The sequence below is a fragment of the Brevundimonas sp. 'scallop' genome, from assembly GCF_011045535.1.
Lineage (GTDB): Bacteria > Pseudomonadota > Alphaproteobacteria > Caulobacterales > Caulobacteraceae > Brevundimonas > Brevundimonas vesicularis.
Window position 1 is genome coordinate 2643318 of the sequence record NZ_CP039382.1, and the last position, 19025, is coordinate 2662342.

Annotated in this window: 21 protein-coding genes, 1 tRNA gene and 1 other RNA gene; 5 read left to right on the forward strand and 18 right to left on the reverse strand. The window is 67.5% G+C overall.

Going from position 1 to position 19025, the window contains the following annotated elements; translation table 11 throughout:
- Positions 1-2 precede the first annotated feature (2 nt).
- Genes murF through E4341_RS15800 form a run of 6 tightly spaced genes read right to left on the reverse strand, consistent with a single transcriptional unit; the run spans position 3 to position 6344 of the window.
- Positions 3-1442, reverse strand: a complete 1440-nt coding sequence (gene murF, locus E4341_RS13160; RefSeq protein ID WP_165117876.1) for a UDP-N-acetylmuramoyl-tripeptide--D-alanyl-D-alanine ligase — start codon at positions 1440-1442, stop codon at positions 3-5.
- Positions 1435-2895 carry a UDP-N-acetylmuramoyl-L-alanyl-D-glutamate--2,6-diaminopimelate ligase gene (locus E4341_RS13165; RefSeq protein WP_165117877.1) on the reverse strand — a complete coding sequence of 487 codons (1461 nt, stop codon included), beginning with the start codon at positions 2893-2895 and terminating at the stop codon, positions 1435-1437. The genes murF and E4341_RS13165 overlap by 8 nt, the downstream gene beginning before the upstream one ends.
- Positions 2892-4676: a penicillin-binding protein 2 gene (locus tag E4341_RS13170; RefSeq protein ID WP_017504535.1), complete on the reverse strand. Its 1785-nt coding sequence runs from the start codon at positions 4674-4676 to the stop codon at positions 2892-2894. Before E4341_RS13170 ends, E4341_RS13165 begins: the two co-directional genes overlap by 4 nt.
- Positions 4673-5122 carry a cell division protein gene (locus E4341_RS13175; protein WP_165117878.1) on the reverse strand — a complete coding sequence of 150 codons (450 nt, stop codon included), beginning with the start codon at positions 5120-5122 and terminating at the stop codon, positions 4673-4675. Before E4341_RS13175 ends, E4341_RS13170 begins: the two co-directional genes overlap by 4 nt.
- The gene (gene rsmH, locus E4341_RS13180; protein WP_165117879.1) at positions 5119-6099 is read right to left on the reverse strand and encodes a 16S rRNA (cytosine(1402)-N(4))-methyltransferase RsmH; all 981 of its coding nucleotides are present in this window, start codon (positions 6097-6099) and stop codon (positions 5119-5121) included. The genes E4341_RS13175 and rsmH overlap by 4 nt, the downstream gene beginning before the upstream one ends.
- Entirely contained in the window at positions 6096-6344 is a 249-nt protein-coding gene (locus tag E4341_RS15800; protein ID WP_350224834.1) for a division/cell wall cluster transcriptional repressor MraZ, read from the reverse strand. Before E4341_RS15800 ends, rsmH begins: the two co-directional genes overlap by 4 nt.
- Between E4341_RS15800 and E4341_RS15805 the strand changes: the two genes are divergently transcribed.
- Positions 6343-6411, forward strand: coding sequence for a hypothetical protein (locus tag E4341_RS15805; RefSeq protein WP_350224835.1), 69 nt, complete (start codon positions 6343-6345; stop codon positions 6409-6411). The genes E4341_RS15800 and E4341_RS15805 overlap by 2 nt on opposite strands.
- Positions 6412-7057: 646 nt before the next feature.
- Here E4341_RS15805 and rnpB read toward each other — a convergent pair.
- From rnpB to sppA, 4 genes are all read right to left on the reverse strand, one after another.
- An RNA gene (rnpB, locus tag E4341_RS13190) (RNase P RNA component class A) lies at positions 7058-7446 on the reverse strand.
- A gap of 32 nt (positions 7447-7478) precedes the next feature.
- A complete protein-coding gene (locus E4341_RS13195) occupies positions 7479-8240 on the reverse strand; it encodes an N-acetylmuramoyl-L-alanine amidase (RefSeq protein WP_165117880.1) in 762 nt (253 codons plus the stop codon).
- Positions 8241-8253: 13 nt separating this feature from the next.
- Positions 8254-8577, reverse strand: coding sequence for a hypothetical protein (locus E4341_RS13200; protein ID WP_161639610.1), 324 nt, complete (start codon positions 8575-8577; stop codon positions 8254-8256).
- Positions 8578-8682: 105 nt separating this feature from the next.
- Complete coding sequence (gene sppA / locus E4341_RS13205; protein ID WP_055754065.1) at positions 8683-10461, reverse strand: signal peptide peptidase SppA; 1779 nt, start codon at positions 10459-10461, stop codon at positions 8683-8685.
- Positions 10462-10688: 227 nt separating this feature from the next.
- On the opposite strand from sppA, the gene panD reads away from it, so the two are divergent.
- Positions 10689-11045 (forward strand): aspartate 1-decarboxylase, encoded by a 357-nt coding sequence (gene panD, locus E4341_RS13210; protein WP_137722218.1) that lies wholly within the window; start codon positions 10689-10691, stop codon positions 11043-11045.
- A gap of 72 nt (positions 11046-11117) precedes the next feature.
- On the opposite strand, the gene E4341_RS13215 is transcribed toward panD, so the two are convergent.
- Positions 11118-11909, reverse strand: a complete 792-nt coding sequence (locus E4341_RS13215) for an SIMPL domain-containing protein (RefSeq protein WP_165117881.1) — start codon at positions 11907-11909, stop codon at positions 11118-11120.
- A 213-nt stretch (positions 11910-12122) separates the two neighbouring features.
- On the opposite strand from E4341_RS13215, the gene E4341_RS13220 reads away from it, so the two are divergent.
- A tRNA-Ile gene (locus E4341_RS13220) sits at positions 12123-12198 on the forward strand.
- Between the two features lie 49 nt (positions 12199-12247).
- Here the strand turns inward: E4341_RS13220 and E4341_RS13225 are convergent.
- Positions 12248-13294: a tyrosine-type recombinase/integrase gene (locus E4341_RS13225; protein ID WP_165117883.1), complete on the reverse strand. Its 1047-nt coding sequence runs from the start codon at positions 13292-13294 to the stop codon at positions 12248-12250.
- Positions 13295-13299: 5 nt separating this feature from the next.
- On the reverse strand, positions 13300-13494 hold the full coding sequence (locus E4341_RS13230; RefSeq protein WP_165117885.1) for a hypothetical protein: 195 nt from the start codon (positions 13492-13494) through the stop codon (positions 13300-13302).
- A gap of 138 nt (positions 13495-13632) precedes the next feature.
- Between E4341_RS13230 and E4341_RS13235 the strand changes: the two genes are divergently transcribed.
- Positions 13633-14247, forward strand: coding sequence for a hypothetical protein (locus E4341_RS13235; RefSeq protein ID WP_165117886.1), 615 nt, complete (start codon positions 13633-13635; stop codon positions 14245-14247).
- 16 nt (positions 14248-14263) lie between these two features.
- Here the strand turns inward: E4341_RS13235 and dnaN are convergent, their stop codons facing one another.
- The 5 genes from dnaN to E4341_RS13260 form a co-directional block, all read right to left on the reverse strand.
- Complete coding sequence (gene dnaN / locus E4341_RS13240) at positions 14264-15394, reverse strand: DNA polymerase III subunit beta (RefSeq protein ID WP_165117888.1); 1131 nt, start codon at positions 15392-15394, stop codon at positions 14264-14266.
- Positions 15391-15756 (reverse strand): hypothetical protein, encoded by a 366-nt coding sequence (locus E4341_RS13245; protein WP_165117890.1) that lies wholly within the window; start codon positions 15754-15756, stop codon positions 15391-15393. The genes dnaN and E4341_RS13245 overlap by 4 nt, the downstream gene beginning before the upstream one ends.
- Positions 15753-16412, reverse strand: a complete 660-nt coding sequence (locus E4341_RS13250; protein WP_165117891.1) for a hypothetical protein — start codon at positions 16410-16412, stop codon at positions 15753-15755. The genes E4341_RS13245 and E4341_RS13250 overlap by 4 nt, the downstream gene beginning before the upstream one ends.
- Complete coding sequence (locus E4341_RS13255) at positions 16412-16828, reverse strand: hypothetical protein (RefSeq protein ID WP_165117893.1); 417 nt, start codon at positions 16826-16828, stop codon at positions 16412-16414. The genes E4341_RS13250 and E4341_RS13255 overlap by 1 nt, the downstream gene beginning before the upstream one ends.
- Positions 16829-16968: 140 nt before the next feature.
- Complete coding sequence (locus E4341_RS13260) at positions 16969-18540, reverse strand: hypothetical protein (RefSeq protein ID WP_165117895.1); 1572 nt, start codon at positions 18538-18540, stop codon at positions 16969-16971.
- An 80-nt stretch (positions 18541-18620) separates the two neighbouring features.
- Between E4341_RS13260 and E4341_RS13265 the strand changes: the two genes are divergently transcribed.
- Positions 18621-19025, forward strand: coding sequence for a hypothetical protein (locus E4341_RS13265; RefSeq protein ID WP_165117897.1), 405 nt, complete (start codon positions 18621-18623; stop codon positions 19023-19025).

Genomic DNA, 19025 nt, shown 5'->3' on the forward strand with positions numbered 1-19025 from the left:
CCCTACCGCGACGCCCGCGGGGCGTCACTGCTTGAGGGGACGCCTTCGGCGCTACTGAGGTTCGCGAGCGCCTTGGCCACCAGCGAGGCCTTGGAGCCGTTCGAGCCCTTGACCATGACGATGTCGCCGGGCGCGACCAGCAGGGCCGCCTCGGCCGCCAGTTCCGCCGCCGTCGCGCGCCAGACGCCGCGTCGAGAAACCGGAAGCGCGTCGTAGAGCCAGCGCATCTCGGGCCCGGCGGCGTGGACCAGGTCGAGGCCGGCGGCGTCGATTGGGCCGGCGAGGCCTTCATGCAGGTCGCGGCTCTGCTCGCCCAACTCCAGCATGTCGGTTAGCACCACCACGCGGCGGCCCGAGGTCGAGCGCGCGCCCAGGGTCTTGAACCCGGCGGCCATGGACAGGGGATTGGCGTTGTAGCTCTCGTCAATCAGGGTGAAGGCGCCGTCCGGCATCGTGACCGTGCGGGTCTGGCCGCGTCCGGCCAGAGGCTGGAACCCGGCGAGGGCTTCGAGACCCGTATCCAGCGTCACGTCCAGGGCGTCGAGCATCAAGAGGACGCAGAGGCTGTTCAGGCCCCAGTGGGCGCCGGACTGGGCCAGGCGATAGTCGATGCGTCGCCCGAACAGTTCGGCGGCGACCGCCGCGCCCTCGGCGTCAGGCCGGAAGTCTAGCAGGCGGGCGTCATGGCCGGCGTCGGATCCGAACGTCAGCAGGCGCGCGCCGACCGCCTTGGCCGCATCGCACAGGACAGCCGAGAAGGCGACGTCGCCGTTCGCCACCGCCGCACCGCCCGGCACCAGACCCTGGAAGATGGTCGCCTTTTCACGCGCGACCCCGGCCTCGCCGTCCGCGAAGGCTTCGATATGGACCGGGCCGACGGTGGTGACGCAGGCGGCGTGGGGGGCGACGAAGCGCGACAGGGGCGCGATCTCGCCGGGCGCATTCATGCCGATCTCGAACACGGCGCGCTGGGTCTCGACCGGCATCCGGGCCAGGGTCAGGGGAACGCCGATGTGGTTGTTGTAGCTCTTGATCGAGCCATGCGCTGGACCCGCCAGATCAAGGCCCGCCTTGATGGCCTGGGTGACGCTGGTCTTGCCGACGCTGCCGGTGACGGCGCCGCGCTTCACATGGGGCGCGCGCTCGCGGGCGGCGACGCCCAGGGCTTCCAGGCCGCGCAAGGTGTCGGGGACGACGACGCACGGGCCGCCGTCGACCAGATGTTCGACCAGGGCGGCCGCAGCGCCCGATGCGAAGGCGCCGCTGGCGAACTGATGTCCGTCGCGTTCGCCCTTCAGCGCCAGAAACAGATCGCCTGGGACGATCTCGCGGCTGTTGTAGGTCAGGCCCGTAATCGGGCGGTCGTCGCCGTGCAGCACGCCGCCCGTGGCGGCGGCGACTTCGGCGGCCGACCAGAGCGGGCGGGCGGAGTTTTCAGGCATAGAGAGACAGGGCCTCGGACGCGACAGTGGCGTCGTCGAAGGGGTGGGTCACGCCCGCGACGATCTGACCCTGTTCATGCCCTTTTCCGGCGATGACCACCACATCCCCGTCACGCATCATTTCGACGGCGGCCTCGATGGCGGCGCGGCGGTCGCCGATCTCGATCCCGTCCGGGCAGCCGGCGCGGACCTGGGCGCGGATGGCGGCGGCGTCTTCGGAACGCGGATTGTCGTCGGTGACGATGGCGATGTCGGCCAGACGCCCTGCGATCTCGCCCATCAGGGGGCGCTTGCCACGGTCGCGGTCGCCGCCGGCGCCGAAGACGACGATCAGTCGACCGGTCGCGTGGGGACGCAGCGCGTTCAGCACCGTCTCGAGCCCGTCGGGCGTGTGGGCGTAGTCGACATAGACCTCTCCCCGGCCTTCCTGCCCGCCGTCGATGCGTTGGAGGCGGCCTTGCGCCCCGGTCAGGCCTTCCAGTGCGCCGATGATGACGTCGGCGGGATCACCGGCGGCGATGCACAGGCCGGCCGCCACCAGGGCGTTGGACGCCTGAAACGCGCCGGCCAGAGGCAGCAGGATTTCGCGGATGTCGCCGCGCACGTCGATGGTCAGACGCTGGCCCTCCGGCGTCGCACGCCGGCCGATCAGCGTCAGGTCGCGACCGCGTTCGCCCACGCCCATGACGCCCAGGCCCGCCATGATCGAGGCCGAGGCGAAGACCGAATAGGCATCGGAATCGGCGTTCAGCACGGCGGTGCGGCCACGCGGCAGCAGGGTCTCGAACAGGCGCATCTTGGCGGAACGGTAGTCCGCCATGGTGCCGTGATAATCGAGGTGGTCCTGGGTCAGGTTGGTGAAGGCGGCGGCCTTCAGGGCGACCCCGTCCAGGCGGCGTTGGTCGATGCCGTGGGACGAGGCCTCCAGCGCGACGTGGGTCACGTCCTTGGCGGCCAGTTCGGCCATCAGGCGCGCGGCCTCGGCCGCGTCGGGGCTGGTCAGGCCGGGGCCGGTCAGGGCGTAGGTCTTGACGCCCTTCTGGCCGATGACGCCCAGCGTGCCCATGCTGGCGGACTTATGGCCGACGCCCGCCCAAATCTGGCGGCAGAAGGTGGCGACAGAGGTCTTGCCGTTGGTGCCGGTCACGGCGACGCAGGTCTTGGGCTGGGCGCCGTAGAAGCCGCGCGCGGCGATGGCGTAGGCCCGGCGCACGTCGCCCGAGGTGACCAGGACGGGCGCCGCGCCATCCGGCGTGTCGGTCGGCGCCAGAACCGCAGCGGCCCCTTGCGCCAGAGCTTGCGGGATGAAGGCGCGGCCGTCCGCGGCCGTGCCCGGCAGGGCGACGAACAGGGCGCCGGGCGAGACCTTGCGGCTGTCGGCGGTGACGCCTGTGATGACCGGGTCCGAGGACACGTCGCGGCGCAGCAGGTCGGACAGGTGAAGCGCGCTCAAAGCCCGTCCCCCGCCACGTCCTGATATTGCGGGATCTTCTCGCCCGAGGCCGTGCGCCAGCGGTCGTCGCGGCGTTCGACGCCCAGGAAGCCGGCGATGCGGTCGGCGATATTGTGCACGGCGGGCGCGGCGACATAGGCGCCGGTCTTGGGATAGGTCCCCGGCTCGTCCATCACGATCAGGATGGCGTAGCGCTTGCCGTTCAGCGGGCCATCGACGGGGAAGACCGCCGCGAAGGAGCCCAGGGCGTGGCTGGGGTCATAGCGACCCCCGACCAGTTTGTTGGCCGAGCCCGTCTTGCCGCCGACCCGCAGGCCCGGCGCATCGGCGAAACCGCCCGAACCCTTGACGACATTGCGACGTAGCAGGTCGAGAATGGCGCGCGAAGTCTCTTCGGTGACGACCTGTTGCGGCTGGACGTTGCGGGCGCCGCCCTTGCGCAGCGACAGCGGGATCATCCGACCGCCATTGGTCAGGGCGCCCATGGCCTGAACCATCTGGGCCGGGGTGATCATGATGCCATAGCCGAAGGACAGCGACGCCAGGGTCGAGTTGTCCCAACGACGCGGCACGACCGGCTTGGCCGATTCCTTCAGCTCGATCTTGGCGGCGTCCAGCAGGCCCAGGCGGCGGAAATAGTCGCGCATGGTGTTGGGGCCCATCTGCACCGCCAGCTGCGACGTGCCGATGTTGGAGGAGTGCAGATAGACCTCTTCCAGCGTCATCACCCGGTTCTGGGCGTGGAAGTCCTTGATCTTGCGATCGCCGATCTGGAAGGCCTGAGAGGCGTCGAACAGGGTGTTCATGTCAGCCCGGCCGGTGTCGAGGCCGGCGGCGACGGTGAAGGTCTTGAACACCGAGCCCATTTCGTAGTGGCCCGAAACCGCGCGGTTCAGGGTGGCGCCGTCGGGCGCCGCGCCGCGGTCGGCCGAGTTGAAGGTCGGCCAGGACGCCATGCCCAGCACCTCGCCGGTCTGGACGTCGGTGACGATACCGACGGCGCCCTTGGCCTGGTTCTTGATCGCGGCGGCGGCGAGTTCGTTTTCCAGCACGCCCTGGACGCGCAGGTCGATGGACAGGGGGAAGGCCTCGCCGCGCTGACCCGCCGCGCGGATCTCGTCGTTGAAGGCCAGTTCGGCGCCCGAGACGCCCTGCCCGCCCGTGTCGGCGTCGCCGATCAGATGGACGGCCGAGGTTCCCAGCGGATAGGCGCGGCGATCCTCGGGCTCGAAGGTGACGCCGCCCAGCGCCAGGTCGTGGACGGCGGCCTTTTCCTGAGGCGTCAGGCCGGTCAAGGCGATCAGACGACGGTCGCCGCCCAGCACCTTCTTCAGACGCTCGGCCGAGATGCGCGGCAGGGCGCGGCGGATCTGGCGATAGGCCAGATCGCGATCCCAGATCTCGGCCGGGTCGATGTAGAGGCCGTAGTGGACAATGTTGGTGGCCAGCAGTTCGCCATTGCGGTCCGTCAGGTCGCCGCGCACCAGGGCGTTCGGATTGACGCCGCGCCCCAGCCCATTGGCCGGGGCGAACAGGGCCTTGTATGACGCGCCGATGGCCAGGCCGCCGAAGACGCAGGAAAAGACTATCAGGATCAGGAAGATGCGGACGCGGGTGTCCTCTTCCGGGCGGGCGTCGGCGCGGGCGCGCTCGAAGCCGTGCTCCAGCCGCCAGACCAGTTCGGTCAGCCAGCGCCAGAAGGGCGACAGACGGCCTTGCAGCCGTTCCTGGAAATCGGCGCCCGGCGCGGGGCGATGATAGCGATGATCCTGAACGCTCATTGCGCCGGCTCCGGCGAGGGCGTGGGAACGGGCGCGTCGTCGGCTACGGCGGCGGGCGCCGGCGCGGCCGCAGGCGCGGACGCGGCGGGTTGAGCGGGGACGGGTTTAAGGGCGGTCAGCTGACCTTCCTTGGCCTGACGGGCGACCGCGACGGGGGCCATGCCGATCTGGCGCGACAGGCTTTCCAGACGGGCGGGCTGCTCCAGGCGGGCGACCTCGGCGCGCAGCAGGCGGACGCGCTGTCCGTTCTCGCGGATGTCCTGTTCGATCTGGGCGATGCGGCTGCTTTCGCGCGCCGCGGCGGCCTTGGCCGCATAGACCGAGACGATCATGATCGCGACCAGGGCCACGCCGATGATCTCGACCCAGCGCACGCCACGCACCTTCCAGTCGAACAGGCGCTGAAGGGCGGAGCGGGAATAGGTGAATAAGGGCGCCGTGGTCATGCCGCAGCCCCTGATCTGATCGCGCCATCGATCCGACCCCAAGCCGGGGCGTCGGTGCGCACGGCGACGCGCAGCTTGGCCGAGCGGGCGCGGGGGTTGGTGGAACGCTCTTCGTCGCCCGCCTCGCGCGCGCCCTTGAACTGAAGCGTGAAGCTGGGCTTGCGCGGATCGACGGCAATCGGCGCATGACGCGAACCGGCGGGGCTGTTGCCCGTGCGCTCGGTCAGGAAGGCCTTGACGATGCGGTCTTCCAGCGAATGGAAGGTGACGACGGCGAGGCGTCCACCCGGAGCGAGCGTCGCCTCGGCGGCCTCCAGACCGCGCTCCAGCTCGCCCAGTTCGTCGTTGACCGCGATGCGCAGGGCCTGGAAGACCCGTGTCGCCGGATGGATGGGCGCGCCGCGACGGCCGCCCAGGGCCTTTTCGACCACCTCGGCCAGATCCAGGGTGCGGGTAAAAGGCTGTTCGGCGCGGCGACGCAGGATGGCGGTGGCGACGCGGCCCGACTGGCGCTCTTCGCCATACAGTTTGAAAATGTGGGCCAAGGGACCGTGGTCCCAGCTGTTGACGATGTCGGCGGCGGTCGCGCCCTCATCGGACATGCGCATGTCCAGCGGACCGTCGCGCATGAAGGAGAAGCCGCGCTCGGCCTGATCCAGCTGCATTGACGAGACGCCGATGTCGAAGACAGCGCCGTCCAGCTTCGCCTTGCCGCTGTCGGCGAACGCCTGAGCCAGACCCGAGAAGGGGGTGCGGATCAGCTGAAACTGGTCGGGGAAGTCGTCAGCGACGGCGTCGGCGTGGGGCTGGACCGTCGGGTCGCGATCCAGGGCGACGACCTGAGCGCCCGCTTTCAGGATGGCGCGGGTATAGCCGCCGGCGCCGAAGGTGGCGTCGATCACGACATCGCCGGGCGCAGGCGCCAGGGTCTCGATCACCTCGGCCAGCAGGACGGGGGCGTGTGGAGCGTCAGTCACGACCCGCCTCCCGCCAGTTTCATCTGGGCCGCCAGCTTCAGGGCGCCGATCTGGGCCATGCCGGCCTTGGCCAGGGCGCGCTGTTCGGCGCGGCGGGCCGCCCATTTCTCGCGCGACCAGATCTGGAAACGGTCGTTCAGGCCGACGATGACGACGGTGTCGCCCAGACCGGCTTCGGCGCACAGCGCCTCGGGCAAGGTGATCCGACCGCCGGAATCGTAGGCCAGGCGCACCTGCTCGCCCATCACCTGCCACTCCAGCGCCGAACGCTCCTCAGAGCCGAACGGCAGGGCTTCGATCATTTCGGCATAGACGGCGAACAGGCGGTCGCCGCCCGCTTCCAGACAGTCGGCCTCGATCGAAGGGAAGATGAACACGCCGCCAGCGGCGCCGTTTTCGGTCGTGCGGAAATCGTTGGGGATGAGGAGACGGCGCTTGCCGTCCAGCTGCTTCTCATAGGTCGAGAGAAACACGCCCTGTCCAATCGAGCCCTTCGGCCCGTCCCTAGATGCCCTGACGAACGCCCGCCGCGCCCGCCTCTCAGCCCCAAATCATGAAGCTGGGATAGCATGGGATGAAATGGGCCTCAATGGGATCGAGGCCAAGATTTAACCATGTTTTGACGTGTGACGACTTAAGCACGCTCGAACAGCTGGAACATACACGGAACAAACAAAGTATTCACAGGCTGTGAGGCGTTCTAACCTTCCATTGCCAGACAATAGGTTAACGCCCGCAAAAGCGCGGGACCGCCGCCATAACACTGAAATGCGGGGATAATCCGAACTCGGATTAGGCGACGCGCTGAGGGAGGGCGCCAACGCCCAACCCTCCGGGCCTCAGGTAGGCCAAAGGCCGATAGGCCCGAAGAAAAAAGCCGGCCTCAAGCAGCGCGAAGCGCGGTAGGCCGAGAAAATCGGCCTCAAGCAGGCCGAAGGCCGATAGGCCTAAAGAAAAGTATGCCAGACGGCCTGTAAGCCGGGTTTTGTTCCGCTCCGAAGCCGAGGCCCGGATCGGCGACGATCATTCCTCTGGACCGACCATTGCTGATCGGTTCTCGCGACCTACCCGGACATCTGAGGCGGTGAGCCCCGCGAGCGAGCCCGCGCGATGTCCCTATTTGGTCTTGCTCCAGGCGGGGCTTGCCATGCCGTCCCTGTTGCCAGGTCCGCGGTGGGCTCTTACCCCACCCTTTCACCCTTACCGGCCTCGCAAGGCCGGAGGTTTGCTTTCTGTGGCGCTATCCCTCGGGTCACCCCGGGCGGAAGTTATCCGCCGCCTTTTCACCGTGGAGCCCGGACTTTCCTCGACGGACGCGAAGTCCGCCGCGACCGCCCAGCCGTCTGGCGCGCGCTAGATGCGCGTTAGCGGCGCGAACGTCAATTCAATACGCCCGTGACACTCTCGGCGCTGGCCAGCTGGAGCAGGCCGACCAGACGGGCGCGGGTTTCGCCGTCGGCGACGCCGTCGAGGCGGGCCGGGCGCCAATGACGCTGGAAGGCGCGGACGGCGGTTTCGACGGCGGCGTCGTAGTCGCCACTGGCCTTCAGGCCGTAGCCCAGCCGATGCAGGCCGGCGCTGAGCACCATCGGGCCGATGCCCTGATCGCCCTTCTGCAACAGGCCGCCCAAGGCCTGCACCCGTTCGGCCGCAGGTTCGAACCACAGGCCGTGCCCGGCCTCGGCCAGGCGTTTCCAGGGGAAGAGCTCGCCCGGATCTTCCTTGCGATCCGGCGCCAGGTCGGAATGGGCGATGATGCGGTTGTCGGCGATGGTCCAGCGGCTGCGAATATCGGAAATCAGCGCGATGACGGCCGCGATCTGGGCTTCGGGGAAGGCGCGATAGCCGAACTCATGGCCGGGATTGACGATCTCGATCCCGATGGAGGCGGCGTTGCAGTCGTCCTCGCCCTGCCACACGCCGCAGCCGGCGTGCCAGGCGCGGCGCTCCTCGGGCACCAATTGAAAGACGCGGCCGTCTTCCTCGACCAGATAGTGGGCCGAAACCTTGGCCTCGGGGTCGCGCAGGCGGGCCAGAGCGGCCTCGCCGGTCTGCATGCCGGTGTAGTGCAGCACCAGCATGTCCGGCGGCGCACGGCGCGCGTCGAAGTTGGGCGAAGGCGCGTCGATGTAGGACGTCATGGGCGGGTTCGGCTCAGCGGCCGTTGCGCTCCCAGCCATAGGCGACCCAGGCGCCGTCCACCTTGTGCGCCTCGATCAGGTCGGGATCGCTGTTGCGGCGACGCGGCGCGATATTGCGGCGGGTGCGCATGACCAGACCGACCAGGAAGACCAGAACGCCGGCGAACAGCGCGATCACCGCCACGGCCGCAGCGGTGAAAACAGCGAGGACGGCGCCGACCGCCATGGCGCAGACGGCGGCGATCATGCCGGCGACCCACATGACGGACGCCATCAGGCCGTTGGGACGGCGGCGGGCGGCATGGCCGATGGCGGCGAGACGTTCAGGCTGGAACATGGATCATCCTTTCAGGCGATCCGGGGAACGCCTGATACGCAATGTCGGTCCATCGGGGCCTGCGGTCAATGGACCGCGACGCACGGTCGCGTGCGCCGCGCCCCGTCAAAAGATCGGCTGATCGGCCAGAACCACCGCGCCCTGGCTGCGCATCCGGTCGCTGTCGATCCGGCGCATCACGGCCTGGGCCTGGGGATCGGCCATGACGCCGCCGAGCATGACCAGGGCCTTGGCGGCCTCGGTCTGGACGCCGAACATTTCCGACAGGGCCTCGAACGGCGACTGCTGCTTGGGGAAATGCTTGAAGCGGACAGGCTCGTTGTCGGGGATCTTGGCCAGTTGGCGGGCCTTGTTCACCGCCTCGGTCACGCCGCCCAGCTGGTCGACGAGACCCAGCGGCAGGGCTTGGGCGCCGGTCCAGACGCGGCCCTTGGCGATTTCGCGCACCCGGTCCGGCGACAGTTTGCGGCCCGTCGCCACACGGGTGATGAAGTCGTCGTAGATCCGGTCCATCGAACCGGCGAAGGCCGCGCGCTGCTGGGGCGTGAACTCCTGCGTCGGCGAGAAGGCGTCGGCGTATTCCCCGCCCACTGTCAGCTCACGCATGTCGACGCCGAACCGGCCCAGCGCATCGGCCAGCACGAACTTGCCGCCGAACACGCCGATCGAGCCGGTCAGGGTCGTCGGCTGGGCCACGATCCAGTCGGCCTCGGAACTGATCCAGTAACCGCCCGACGCCGCATAGGCGCCCATGGACACCACCACCGGCTTGCCCGCCGCCCGCGCCGCGCGCACGGCGGCCAGGATCTGCTCGGACGCTTCGGGCGAACCGCCCGGCGAAGAGACGCGGAAGACGATCGCCTTGACGCTCTTGTCCTCGATCGCGTCGTAGATGGCCTCGGCCGTGTCGTCGGAATGGATGGACGAGCCGCCGCCGAAACTGGCGCCGCCGCCGCGCCCTGTGACGATGGCCCCCTCCCCGCCGACGATGGCGATGGCGTTCTTGCCCGAACCCGTGCGTTCGCCCTTCTGGCTGGCGTATTTGCCGAACTCGACGATCTCGGCGCCTTTGCCGGCGCGGGTCTTGATGGCGATCTCGGCCTCTTCGACCTGGCCCACCTTATCGATCAGCCGGTTGCTGAGCGCCTGTTCGGCCGAATAGGGGCCGGCCTCGATCACCGTCTTCAGCGCCGGGGCCGTCGTCTTGCGGTCCTTGGCCGCGTTGGCCAGGGCGGTATCGTAGATCGACGTCATCCAGGCCGTCATCGCCTCGCGGTGCGGGCCGGTATAGTCGCTCTGGGTGTATTCGTTGACGGCGTTCTTGTATTCGTAGCGCTGTTCGAACTCGGGTTTGACGCCGTATTTCTGGAAGGCCCGGCCCAGGAACAGGCTATCGGCCGAGAAGCCCGTGGCCTGGAAGCCGGCGGTGTTCTGCATCCACAGCTCCGACGCCGAGGCCCCGACCATATAGGTGGACATCACCGCGCCCGACGGGGCGAAGCCCTGGCTGTGGGCGATGACCGGCTTGCCTGCGTTGCGGAAGCGGTGGATGGCCTGACGCAGTTCGTCGGCGGTAGCGGGCGTCATGCCGCTTTCCGGCAGGCGGATCAGCAGAGCCTTGACGCTGCTGTCGCTCTGGGCCTGATGCAGGCCATCGACCACGTCCGTCAGGGCCAGGCCGGAACTGCCGAAGGCCGCGAACGGATTGGACGACGGCTGGTCGCTGACGCCGCCGCGCAGGTCCAGCTCCAGCACGGTGGTCGCCGGCGTCGTCGGCTTGGACGACGAGGCGACGGCGACCGTCAGCAGCACCACGGGAATGACGACGACGAACAGGATCAGCCCGGTGAAGACACCAAGGACCGTCAGGAAGAATTGCTTCATCGGAAGGAAAACGCGCGCTCGCAGGCCGGAAATGGCGTCGCCAGCATAGGGGGACGCGGGCCGTCGTCAAATGACGTGCGTGCAATCCGTCGGTTCACCTGGCGTTCGCAGCCGCACCCGATTGCTGCGGCGCAGCGTGCGGATTGATGCGGGGGCCGGAAATCCCTATATGAGCCGCCTGTGAGCGAGGGCCTGCGCCCCGCGTTTTTCTTGCTGGAGACCGCACGATGCTGGTCACCCTGATGAAGTCCAAGTTGCACCGCGCCACGGTGACCCAGGCCGATCTCGATTACGAGGGATCGATCGCCATCGACATGGACCTGCTGGACGCCGCCGGCATCTATCCGCACGAGCAGGTCGATGTGCTGAACATCACCAACGGCGCGCGCTTCACCACCTATGCGATCGAGGCGCCGCGCGGCTCCAAGGTCATCGGCGTCAACGGCGCCGCCGCCCGCCTGGTGCAGAAGAACGACAAGGTGATCGTGGTCACCTACGGCCAACTGCCCCAGGAAGAGGCGCGCCAGTGGAATCCGAACGTGGTCCTGCTCGACGACGCCAATGTGATCAAGACCGCCGGCTGAGGCGCTTTACTTACCAGAATGCAAAAAGGCCCGCCGGCGACGGCGGGCCTTTTCTTCATCCGGTCGATGCGATCAGCGGGCGATGTCGTAGACGCCCGTGATGTCGATCCGCACCGTCAGTTCGCCGGCGGAAACCGGGGTGCTCTCGGCCCGATCCATCGACACAGCGCGGGCGGCGAACATCGGCATCGGCGGCTGGGGCGCATAGCCGCCGCCCTCGGTCAGGTTGCGAATGCCCGACAGCTGGACGTTCAGCGATTGGGCGTACAGCTGGGCCTTGGCCTGCAGGTTGCGCACGGCCAGCTGGCGCGCCTGGTTCTCGGCAGCAGTCGGATCCTTCAGTCCGAAGCTGATGCCGTCGATCTGGTTGACGCCGGCGGCGACCACGGCGTCGGCCGTCGTGCCGACCTTGCTCAGGTCGTTGATAACCACCGTCACGCGGTTGACCGCCTGATAGCCGCGCAGCTTGGGCGGTTCATTCTGGACGTAGTCGTACTGCGCCGACAGGTTTAGACCCGAGGTCTGGATGTCGCGTTCAGCAATGCCCGCGCGGCGCAGGGCGGCGACGACGCGCGTCATTTGCGTGGCGTTGTCACGCATGGCTTGCTGAGCCGTGACGGCCTCAGTCTGCACGCCGAAGGTGATGGTGGCCATGTCCGGCGCGGCCTTCACCTCGCCGTAGGCCGACAGGTTCAGCGACGGCGCGGGCTGCATCATGTGCATGGCTCCCATGGGTTCGGCGGTTTGGGCCATGGCGCGGGGCGTGGCGGCGGCCAGGAAGGCGGCGGCGGCGACCGCGCCGCCCAGGGCGACGGTCTTCAACGACAGGGTCTTCAGGGGGGCGGCGGCCAGTGTGCGGGTCATGCAGTCTTCTCCGTGAGCGATCCGGGACCGGCGCGTTCGCCGATCCGTTGCAACGACCTTGGCCGTTTTCGCCTGAACCAACGCCCGCACCTCGCTGGCAGTTTCCGTTCATCTTCGTGAAATCGGGGAAAGATCGCCTTCTTGCCCGCCCCCGCTTGGCAAGCCGCGCCCGCGCCTGCTAGGCGAAACCCCTACCGCCGAGGCGCGCCTTGGGGGCCTGTAGCTCAATGGTTAGAGCCGACCGCTCATAACGGTCTGGTTGGGGGTTCGAGTCCCTCCGGGCCTACCACCCCCTTTGTTTTCGACAACGAAAACAGAGGGTTTAGATGGTTTGACACTCAGGGTTTGACACCGGCCGTTCTCTTTTCGGCCTTTTCGAGTTTGGCGATCGCCGTGTCTGCAAGCTTCGCCTGGTCCGCAGAACGCGTGTAGGTCTCGACCTCGTCGAGGCTGGTATGGCCCAGGACGGCGGCGATTTCTTTGGTCGTCGCGCCAGCTTCGGCCAGCCGCCGGCCCGCCGCCTTGCGCAGGCCGTGCGGGGTGCGGCCCGTCACGCCGGCAAGCGTCGCGCGCTCTACGAACCAGCTGGTGAAGCCGGCCGGTGAAAACGGCCTGCCGTACTGCGTCAGAATGAACGTCATCCCGGCGCCGTGCCGGGCGATCTCGGCTTTCAAACGCGGGTGGACCGGAATCCAGATCGGGACGTCTGTCTTGTCCTGAGTCACGGCAATTCGGCCATTCTTGACGTGCTGCTGACCCATGCCGACGACGTCGGACCGGCGGACGCCCGTATAAAGCAAGAGGTACAGCGCGAGGCGCTCGCGCGTGCCCTCCCCCCACTTCGCTTCGAACGTCTCGATCTCGGCCTCCGACCAGGGGATGAAACCCTTGGACTTGCGCTTTCGGGACTTGGTCTCTCGGACCGGGTTGTCTTTGCGCCAACCCAGTTCGACGGCGACGGCGAAGGCCTTCATCAGACGCTTGCGCAGATTGCGCTGGGCGCCGGGCCGATCGGCCATCTGGTGGAAAATGCCGTTCAGATGCTGCGGCTCGATCGAGACGGCGGACCGGCCGCCCCAAGCCCCAGCCCGAAAGCGATCCAAGATCTGGCGATAGGTCTTTTGGGTCTGAGGCTCGAGATCGAGGAAGTCGGCCGAGCGATAGTATTCGATCATCAGGTGGTTGATTGAGCGCGGCTGAACCTTCGTCGCAGGATCAGCCTTGGGCGCGCGACCGTGCGCCACGGCATAGGCCGCCATGAACTCGGCCGAGCCCGGATCGCCCGGCAAGCCGACGGTCGCATAGCCCTTGCGCCGATAGTAATGGCGGATCCGTCCATGGCGGTCCTTGAACCGCTGGACATAGGCCAGGTCGATCGTCGCCATGCCGTTCATTGGGGCAGAACGTCATCCCACTCGTTCCGCCCGCTCGCCTTTGCTGCGGCGACATCCATCCGGTCGCCCAACACCAATCGAAACCCGCCTTCCTTGGGGAAGTCAACGGCGGCGACCTGATGGCCGCACTTCTCCATCACGCCCATAGCGCGCTTGATGTCCGCTGCGGTGAAGGCGACGCGACTAGTCATCCAAACGCCTCGCTGCCGAAGCCGGCGTTGCTATGCGCATTGATGCGTCACTGGTCGAAATCAGGCTTCCGGGGGACACCATGGTCACCCCGCACTCGCTGTGGCAGCCTGTCGCCTGTGTCCGCAGGGGGTGAGGTTTTGAGGCTGCTCGATGTTCTGTTCGCCGCCCTCGTCGCTATCGCGGCGATGGCGACATGTGCGCTGGTTTACCTCGCCACTGGCACGCATTGGGGACTGCGCGCTTATGCGCCGCTCCTCCAGGCGGTTCTGAGCGCGGCGGCAATCTTCAGCGCTTGGTATCTTCAGGATGCCAAGCGTCAACGAGACCGCGCCGATCTCGTTGCGGACAACGCGCTCGCCATCCAGGAGTTTTCGTTTCAGACCGAGCTTGCTGTGGCCAAGCTCCTCGGATTGATGAAACCCGATCTGCTTCCAGTTCACGCCGTCCTCACACAGGCGGTCGTTGACAATGCCCTCAGTCTGTTGCGGCAGCAGAAAGCCGCGCTCCTGCCGAACACTCGTGCCGTCAAGGCCTACGCGGGCATCCTCCATCAGACGACGCTCTTGAGCACGTTCTTGGATAGCAAAAAGATGGCTGGGGTGAGCAGATCGCAGATCGCGGTTGTGTACGACGCTCTCCACGGCAGCAGAACGGCGTTCCTAGAGAGTGTTGGCAGTGTCGACGGATATCGTCCGCCGCTTTCCACGGACAACTTCGATTCGTGGGGCTGGGCTTCGGGCGCCGCAGTTTGAGTAGCGCGCTGGACCATCAGACCCTCACCGGCATCACGATGTTGACCAGGCCCTCGGCATTCTTCGCGCCGGGGCCGGGGTCGAGGCGGGCCGGACTGCCGGGCTCGGTGACGCGGAACAGCATCTGGTCGGCGTCGGTCTGGTCCAGCAGGTCGAGCAGATACTTCGCGTTGAAGCCGGTCTCGAATGATGGCCCTTCGCCCCTGACCTCGATCTCCTCGGCCGCGACGCCGGCCTCCATGTTGCGCACGGTCAGCGTCAACACCTCGTCCGCAATCGTCATCTTCACCGAACGCGACTTCTCGCCGCTGATCAGGGAGACGCGCTTGATCGCCTCCTTGAACAGGGCGCGGTCGATGGTGATCTCACGGTCCCACTGGCGAGGCGTGATCCGCTCATAGTCGGGATAGCTGCCGTCCAGAGCCTTGGTGATCAGGCGTCCCGTTCCGGTATGAAGCGCGAGGCCTGTGCTGGCGACCTCCAGCGTCACCGCGTCCTTCAGGTCGGCGAGAATCCGCCGCATCTCGTTGGCGGCCTTGCGCGGGATGGTGACCGACGGCATCCGTTCGGTGTCGCCGCAAGGGGTCTGGTCGCGGACCATACGATGCCCGTCCGTGGCGACCGTTCGCAGCACGCGCTCGCCCTCATCCGACACCATGCAGAGATGGACGCCGTTGAGGTAATAGCGGGTCTCGTCCGTGCTCTGGGCGAAGTGCACTCGGTCGAGAAGCCGGTGAAGCACGGCTGCGTCCAGCGTGAGCGAGACGGCCTCGGTGAGGTCGCCGCGAATGGGGAAGTCGCCGGCGGGCAGGATTGGCAGCTGATAGCGCGATCGGCCGAACTTGACCGTCGCGCGCGGGTCGTCGTGGCTGGCCCACTCAATCGCCAGTTCGGCGCCGGGCGGGGCGTTACGTGCGATTTCGGCCAAGGTGGCGGCGCTGACCGTGAACTCGCCCTCCTGGACAATCTCGGCCGGCAGCTTCTCGACGACCTCGATGTCCAGGTCCGTGGCGGTGATCGATAGGCGATCGCCGGCGGCCCGCAGCAGGACATTGGAGAGTATCGGAATGGTGTTGCGGCGTTCGACGGCGCTGACGACGCGGGCGGTCGCGCGTTGCAGCGCGGGTTGTTGGACCAGGACTTTCACGACTCGGACGCCTCGAGCTTGGTGTTGATAGTGACGATCAGCTTTTGGAGAGCGACGGAGCGCTGGCGGGCCACCTCCAAGTCGGGGTTCTGTCGAACAAGGATGTCGGCTAAGCCGTCTGCAATGGTCTGGGCCTCCTCGGCGGCTTCGATCAGGCTGCTGCTGGGGCCGAAGAACGACCAGCTCCCTTCGCCGCCATCCGCGTCCTCTGACCGGGCAAGCGCGGCCTCGCCCCAGTTCCGGCTCCAGGCGGCCTGTTCGGCCTCGCCGCCCCGGTCGATCGCCTTGTGCAGTTCGTAGCGAGCCTGGGTCAGGTTGCCGTCGAACGCTAGGTCCCGGTTGGATGGGATCATCGGCGTCATGCGAAGGCCTCCGCCTCGGCGACTAGCGCGCTCGCTGCCGCGATCTCGTCGGCGAAGCGGGCGGCGTCGATGACGACGATGGTCGAGCCGGGCCAGAACGTCGTCACTGTTTCGGTCTTCTTCCACTCATTGAAGAAGTCGATCAGCTTGGGGAGGTCCCGGCACTCCGCGTCCTCATGGTGCTCGTCCATGAGGTAGTTCTCGATCGCGTCTTCCAGATCGAAGTCGAAGCCCTTTGCCGTCGTGACATAGCAATAGCTGGGCGCCCCGGCACCGATATCGGTGAGGTTGTCGATAAGCTCCTCAATGCTGCCAGCGTAGGTCTCTTCGCCATCGCAGACCCACTTCGCCCATTCACTGGATGCCGCCCACTCTTCTGGCGTCAGGGTCGGCGCAGCGATCAGCGCCTTGGCGGCCCTTACACTGGCCGCGCGTTCACGCGCCTCCGGAGAGCGCTCGGCGGCGGCGCGCTCGAGATATTCAGCGCCCTTCAGATCGACCGCGAAGCGTTCCGCGTTCGGGGCGTAAAAGACGTTCGGGGTTTCCCCGTCCTTCGCCACCTTGATCAGGATCGGTATTGGTTTCGACGTATCCACGCCCTCTTTCAGGCTGAGACGCGGGAAGTCCAGGACCGGCAGTTCCACAGTGTCGGCCATCAGGCGGCGTCCTTCATATCGTCGGCCATGACCAGGCGGTTGCGGCGCAGGGCAGCTTGCAGGACGTCGCGGCCCTTGCCGTCGAGGTAGGCGTGGCCGATCAGGCGGTCGCGGTCGTTGCCGGCGTCCAGGGCGAAGACGGAGACGGCGCGGCGGTTCTGCGTGTCGCCGTCGATTTCGAGGTCTTCAATCTCGACCAGTTCGAGAGCCTGAAGGCCGCGCTCGCGCTGGATGTGGCGGGCCAAGGCCTCGAGATCGGGGAAGGCCTTCGGCTTGTCGGCGGGGTTCGCCGTGAGGATGGCGAAGCGGACGTCTTGGGACATGCGGTATCTCCGGCGATACAGGTTGCGGGGTGCGGGGGTCGGGAGGTTGTGGGCGGCCAGCAGGGCGACGCCTTCGATCCAGGGGCGGTCCATCAGGCGGCCTCAGCTTCGGAAGGCGCTGTCGGTTCGGGCTGACCGACGCATGCCGAGCAAAGGTCATCTTCGACCCAACGACATGCGCCGTGACCGTCGTTGGTGGAGCAGGCGGTCGTCTCGGTGCATCCGCAAACGCGTCAAGCAGGCTCGCCAGCATCACCCTTCGGCGTGTCGCCGGCGTCGGCGAGGTGTTCGTCGGTCAGGATGACGGCGCCCTCGTGGGTCCAGTCGAAGCCGTCCTCGCCGAACGCGACGCCATTGTCGTCAAGGAAGCTGGCCAGGATTTGCGCGGCCAGTTCGGCGGCCTGCTCCCCCGTCAGATCGGGGCGGCGGTCGGCGGCGACGGCCGCGATCGCCTCGACGAACTCCTCTTCGCTGGGCGCGTCAGGTGCGGCGGGCGTCGGGGTCAGGACGCCGCCGGCGGCGTTCGCGGCGACGACGATCATCTGATTGATCGCCAGTTCCTGCTCGCTCGGCGCGGCGTAGTGATTGAGACGGTCTTTCACCGTCTTGCCATTGGCGGCGGCGATGATCCCGGAAGGCAAGGCCTGCCACGGCAGGGGGCGATCGAGGTCGCTGGCGATGCTGACGACTTCATCCGGCTGGCCCGCTTCCGGGCGTTCCTGGGCAGCGGCCAGAAGGCGCAGATGACGCTGGCGGGCCTCGGCCCAGACCGCGTCACGCGCGGCGTTCGCGGCGGCGCGGTCCTGATCTTCCTTGGCGCGCTGTTCCGACGCCACTCGCGCGGCCTCGACCAGTGCGGAGCCTTCGGCCGTCAGCTCGCCGGGATCAGCCAGCCAAGGTGTGCCGAGAACAGGCGCCTCATCGTCCCACTTCGGCGCTTCAGCTCCGAACACTTTCGCCTGGGCCTCGCGGAGGGCCGCGATCCGTGATTCGCTGGCATGCAGTCCAGCGGGCAGCGGGGGATTGCACCAATCCACGCCGTGGGGCGCGCCGTAGCCGCGTTTGACGACGAAGCGGCCGAGGCGCGAGCCGAACTGCTTGATGCCTGAGAAATCCAAGACGCCAAGCTCTTGGAGGCGTGCACCTTCAGGCGATGCGCTGGCATCCGGGGCAACCACGATCTCATTCCACAGGTTGCCGTACTCGGTCATCTCGTAGGCGGCGAAGATGGTTTCGACGGTGGCCAGCCATTCGGCCGGGGTCAGGTCGATCGGCTTCGGCGCATTGTCCTTCGCCGTGAGCTTCTGGCGGGCGTCGCGCACCGACAGGTGTTTGGGGTCGTCGCGCGGCAGGGTCATCCGCTGCTGATCGGCCTCGTCCAGCTTCAGGAAGCGGCGGTGCTGCTGGACGTGTTCCGGGGTGTAGCCGAGGCGTTCGGCGATCAGCTTGTTCTCGAAGCCCAGCTCCGCCAGCTGTTCGAAGCCCTTGGCTTTCTCGATCGGGTTCAGCTTGCGACGCAGCAGGTTCTCGGCGATGGCGGCGAAGCGGGTTTCCTTGGCGTCACGGTCCAGCAGGCGGGTCAGGATCGGCTCTTCGGCTTCCCAGTCGCCGTCGTTGATCGCCGCGCCGATGGCGCGCCAGCGGCGCTCGCCGGCGACCAGCCGATAGCGCGGCAGGATCAGTTCGCCGGACGGGGTGACGACGGTGATGCGGACCAGCGGATGCTCGATCCCACGGCCAACGGTTTCGCGGCTGTCGCCTATGCCGGCGAGAAGGCGATCAACTGGGGCGGCAAGCCGCCTCAACGCAGCGGGACGGCCTTCGGGGGCGTCTCGCCCGGCCAGGCGGCCGCCATCAACGTCCTGACGCGAGGGGCCATCCAGCTATGACCCGAGATCATCATGCCCTGATCGCATTCCTAGAGGACCGCGAGGATTGGTCCTTCAGCTACAGCGGCGCGGCGTCGACCCACGACTGCGCCCGTTTCGCCGACGCCGGCGTCCAGGCCGTGTTCGGCGTCGCGCCTCTGTCGGACTTCACCAGCGAATGGACCACACGCCGGGGCGCCCGGCGTGTGGTGCGTCGTCACGGCGGCATGGCGAAGGCCGTTAGCGAGGTGATGACGCCGATCGACCTGGCGCGGGCCGGGCGCGGCGATGTCGGCATGCTGGCGGATGAGCAGTTGGTGCTGTTCGAAGGCGAGACCCTCGTCGGCGTTCGCCCCGATCGCGGCCTGATGCGTCTGCCCCGTGCGCACGCCGTGCGCGCCTGGACCGTCGCGGCCGACTGA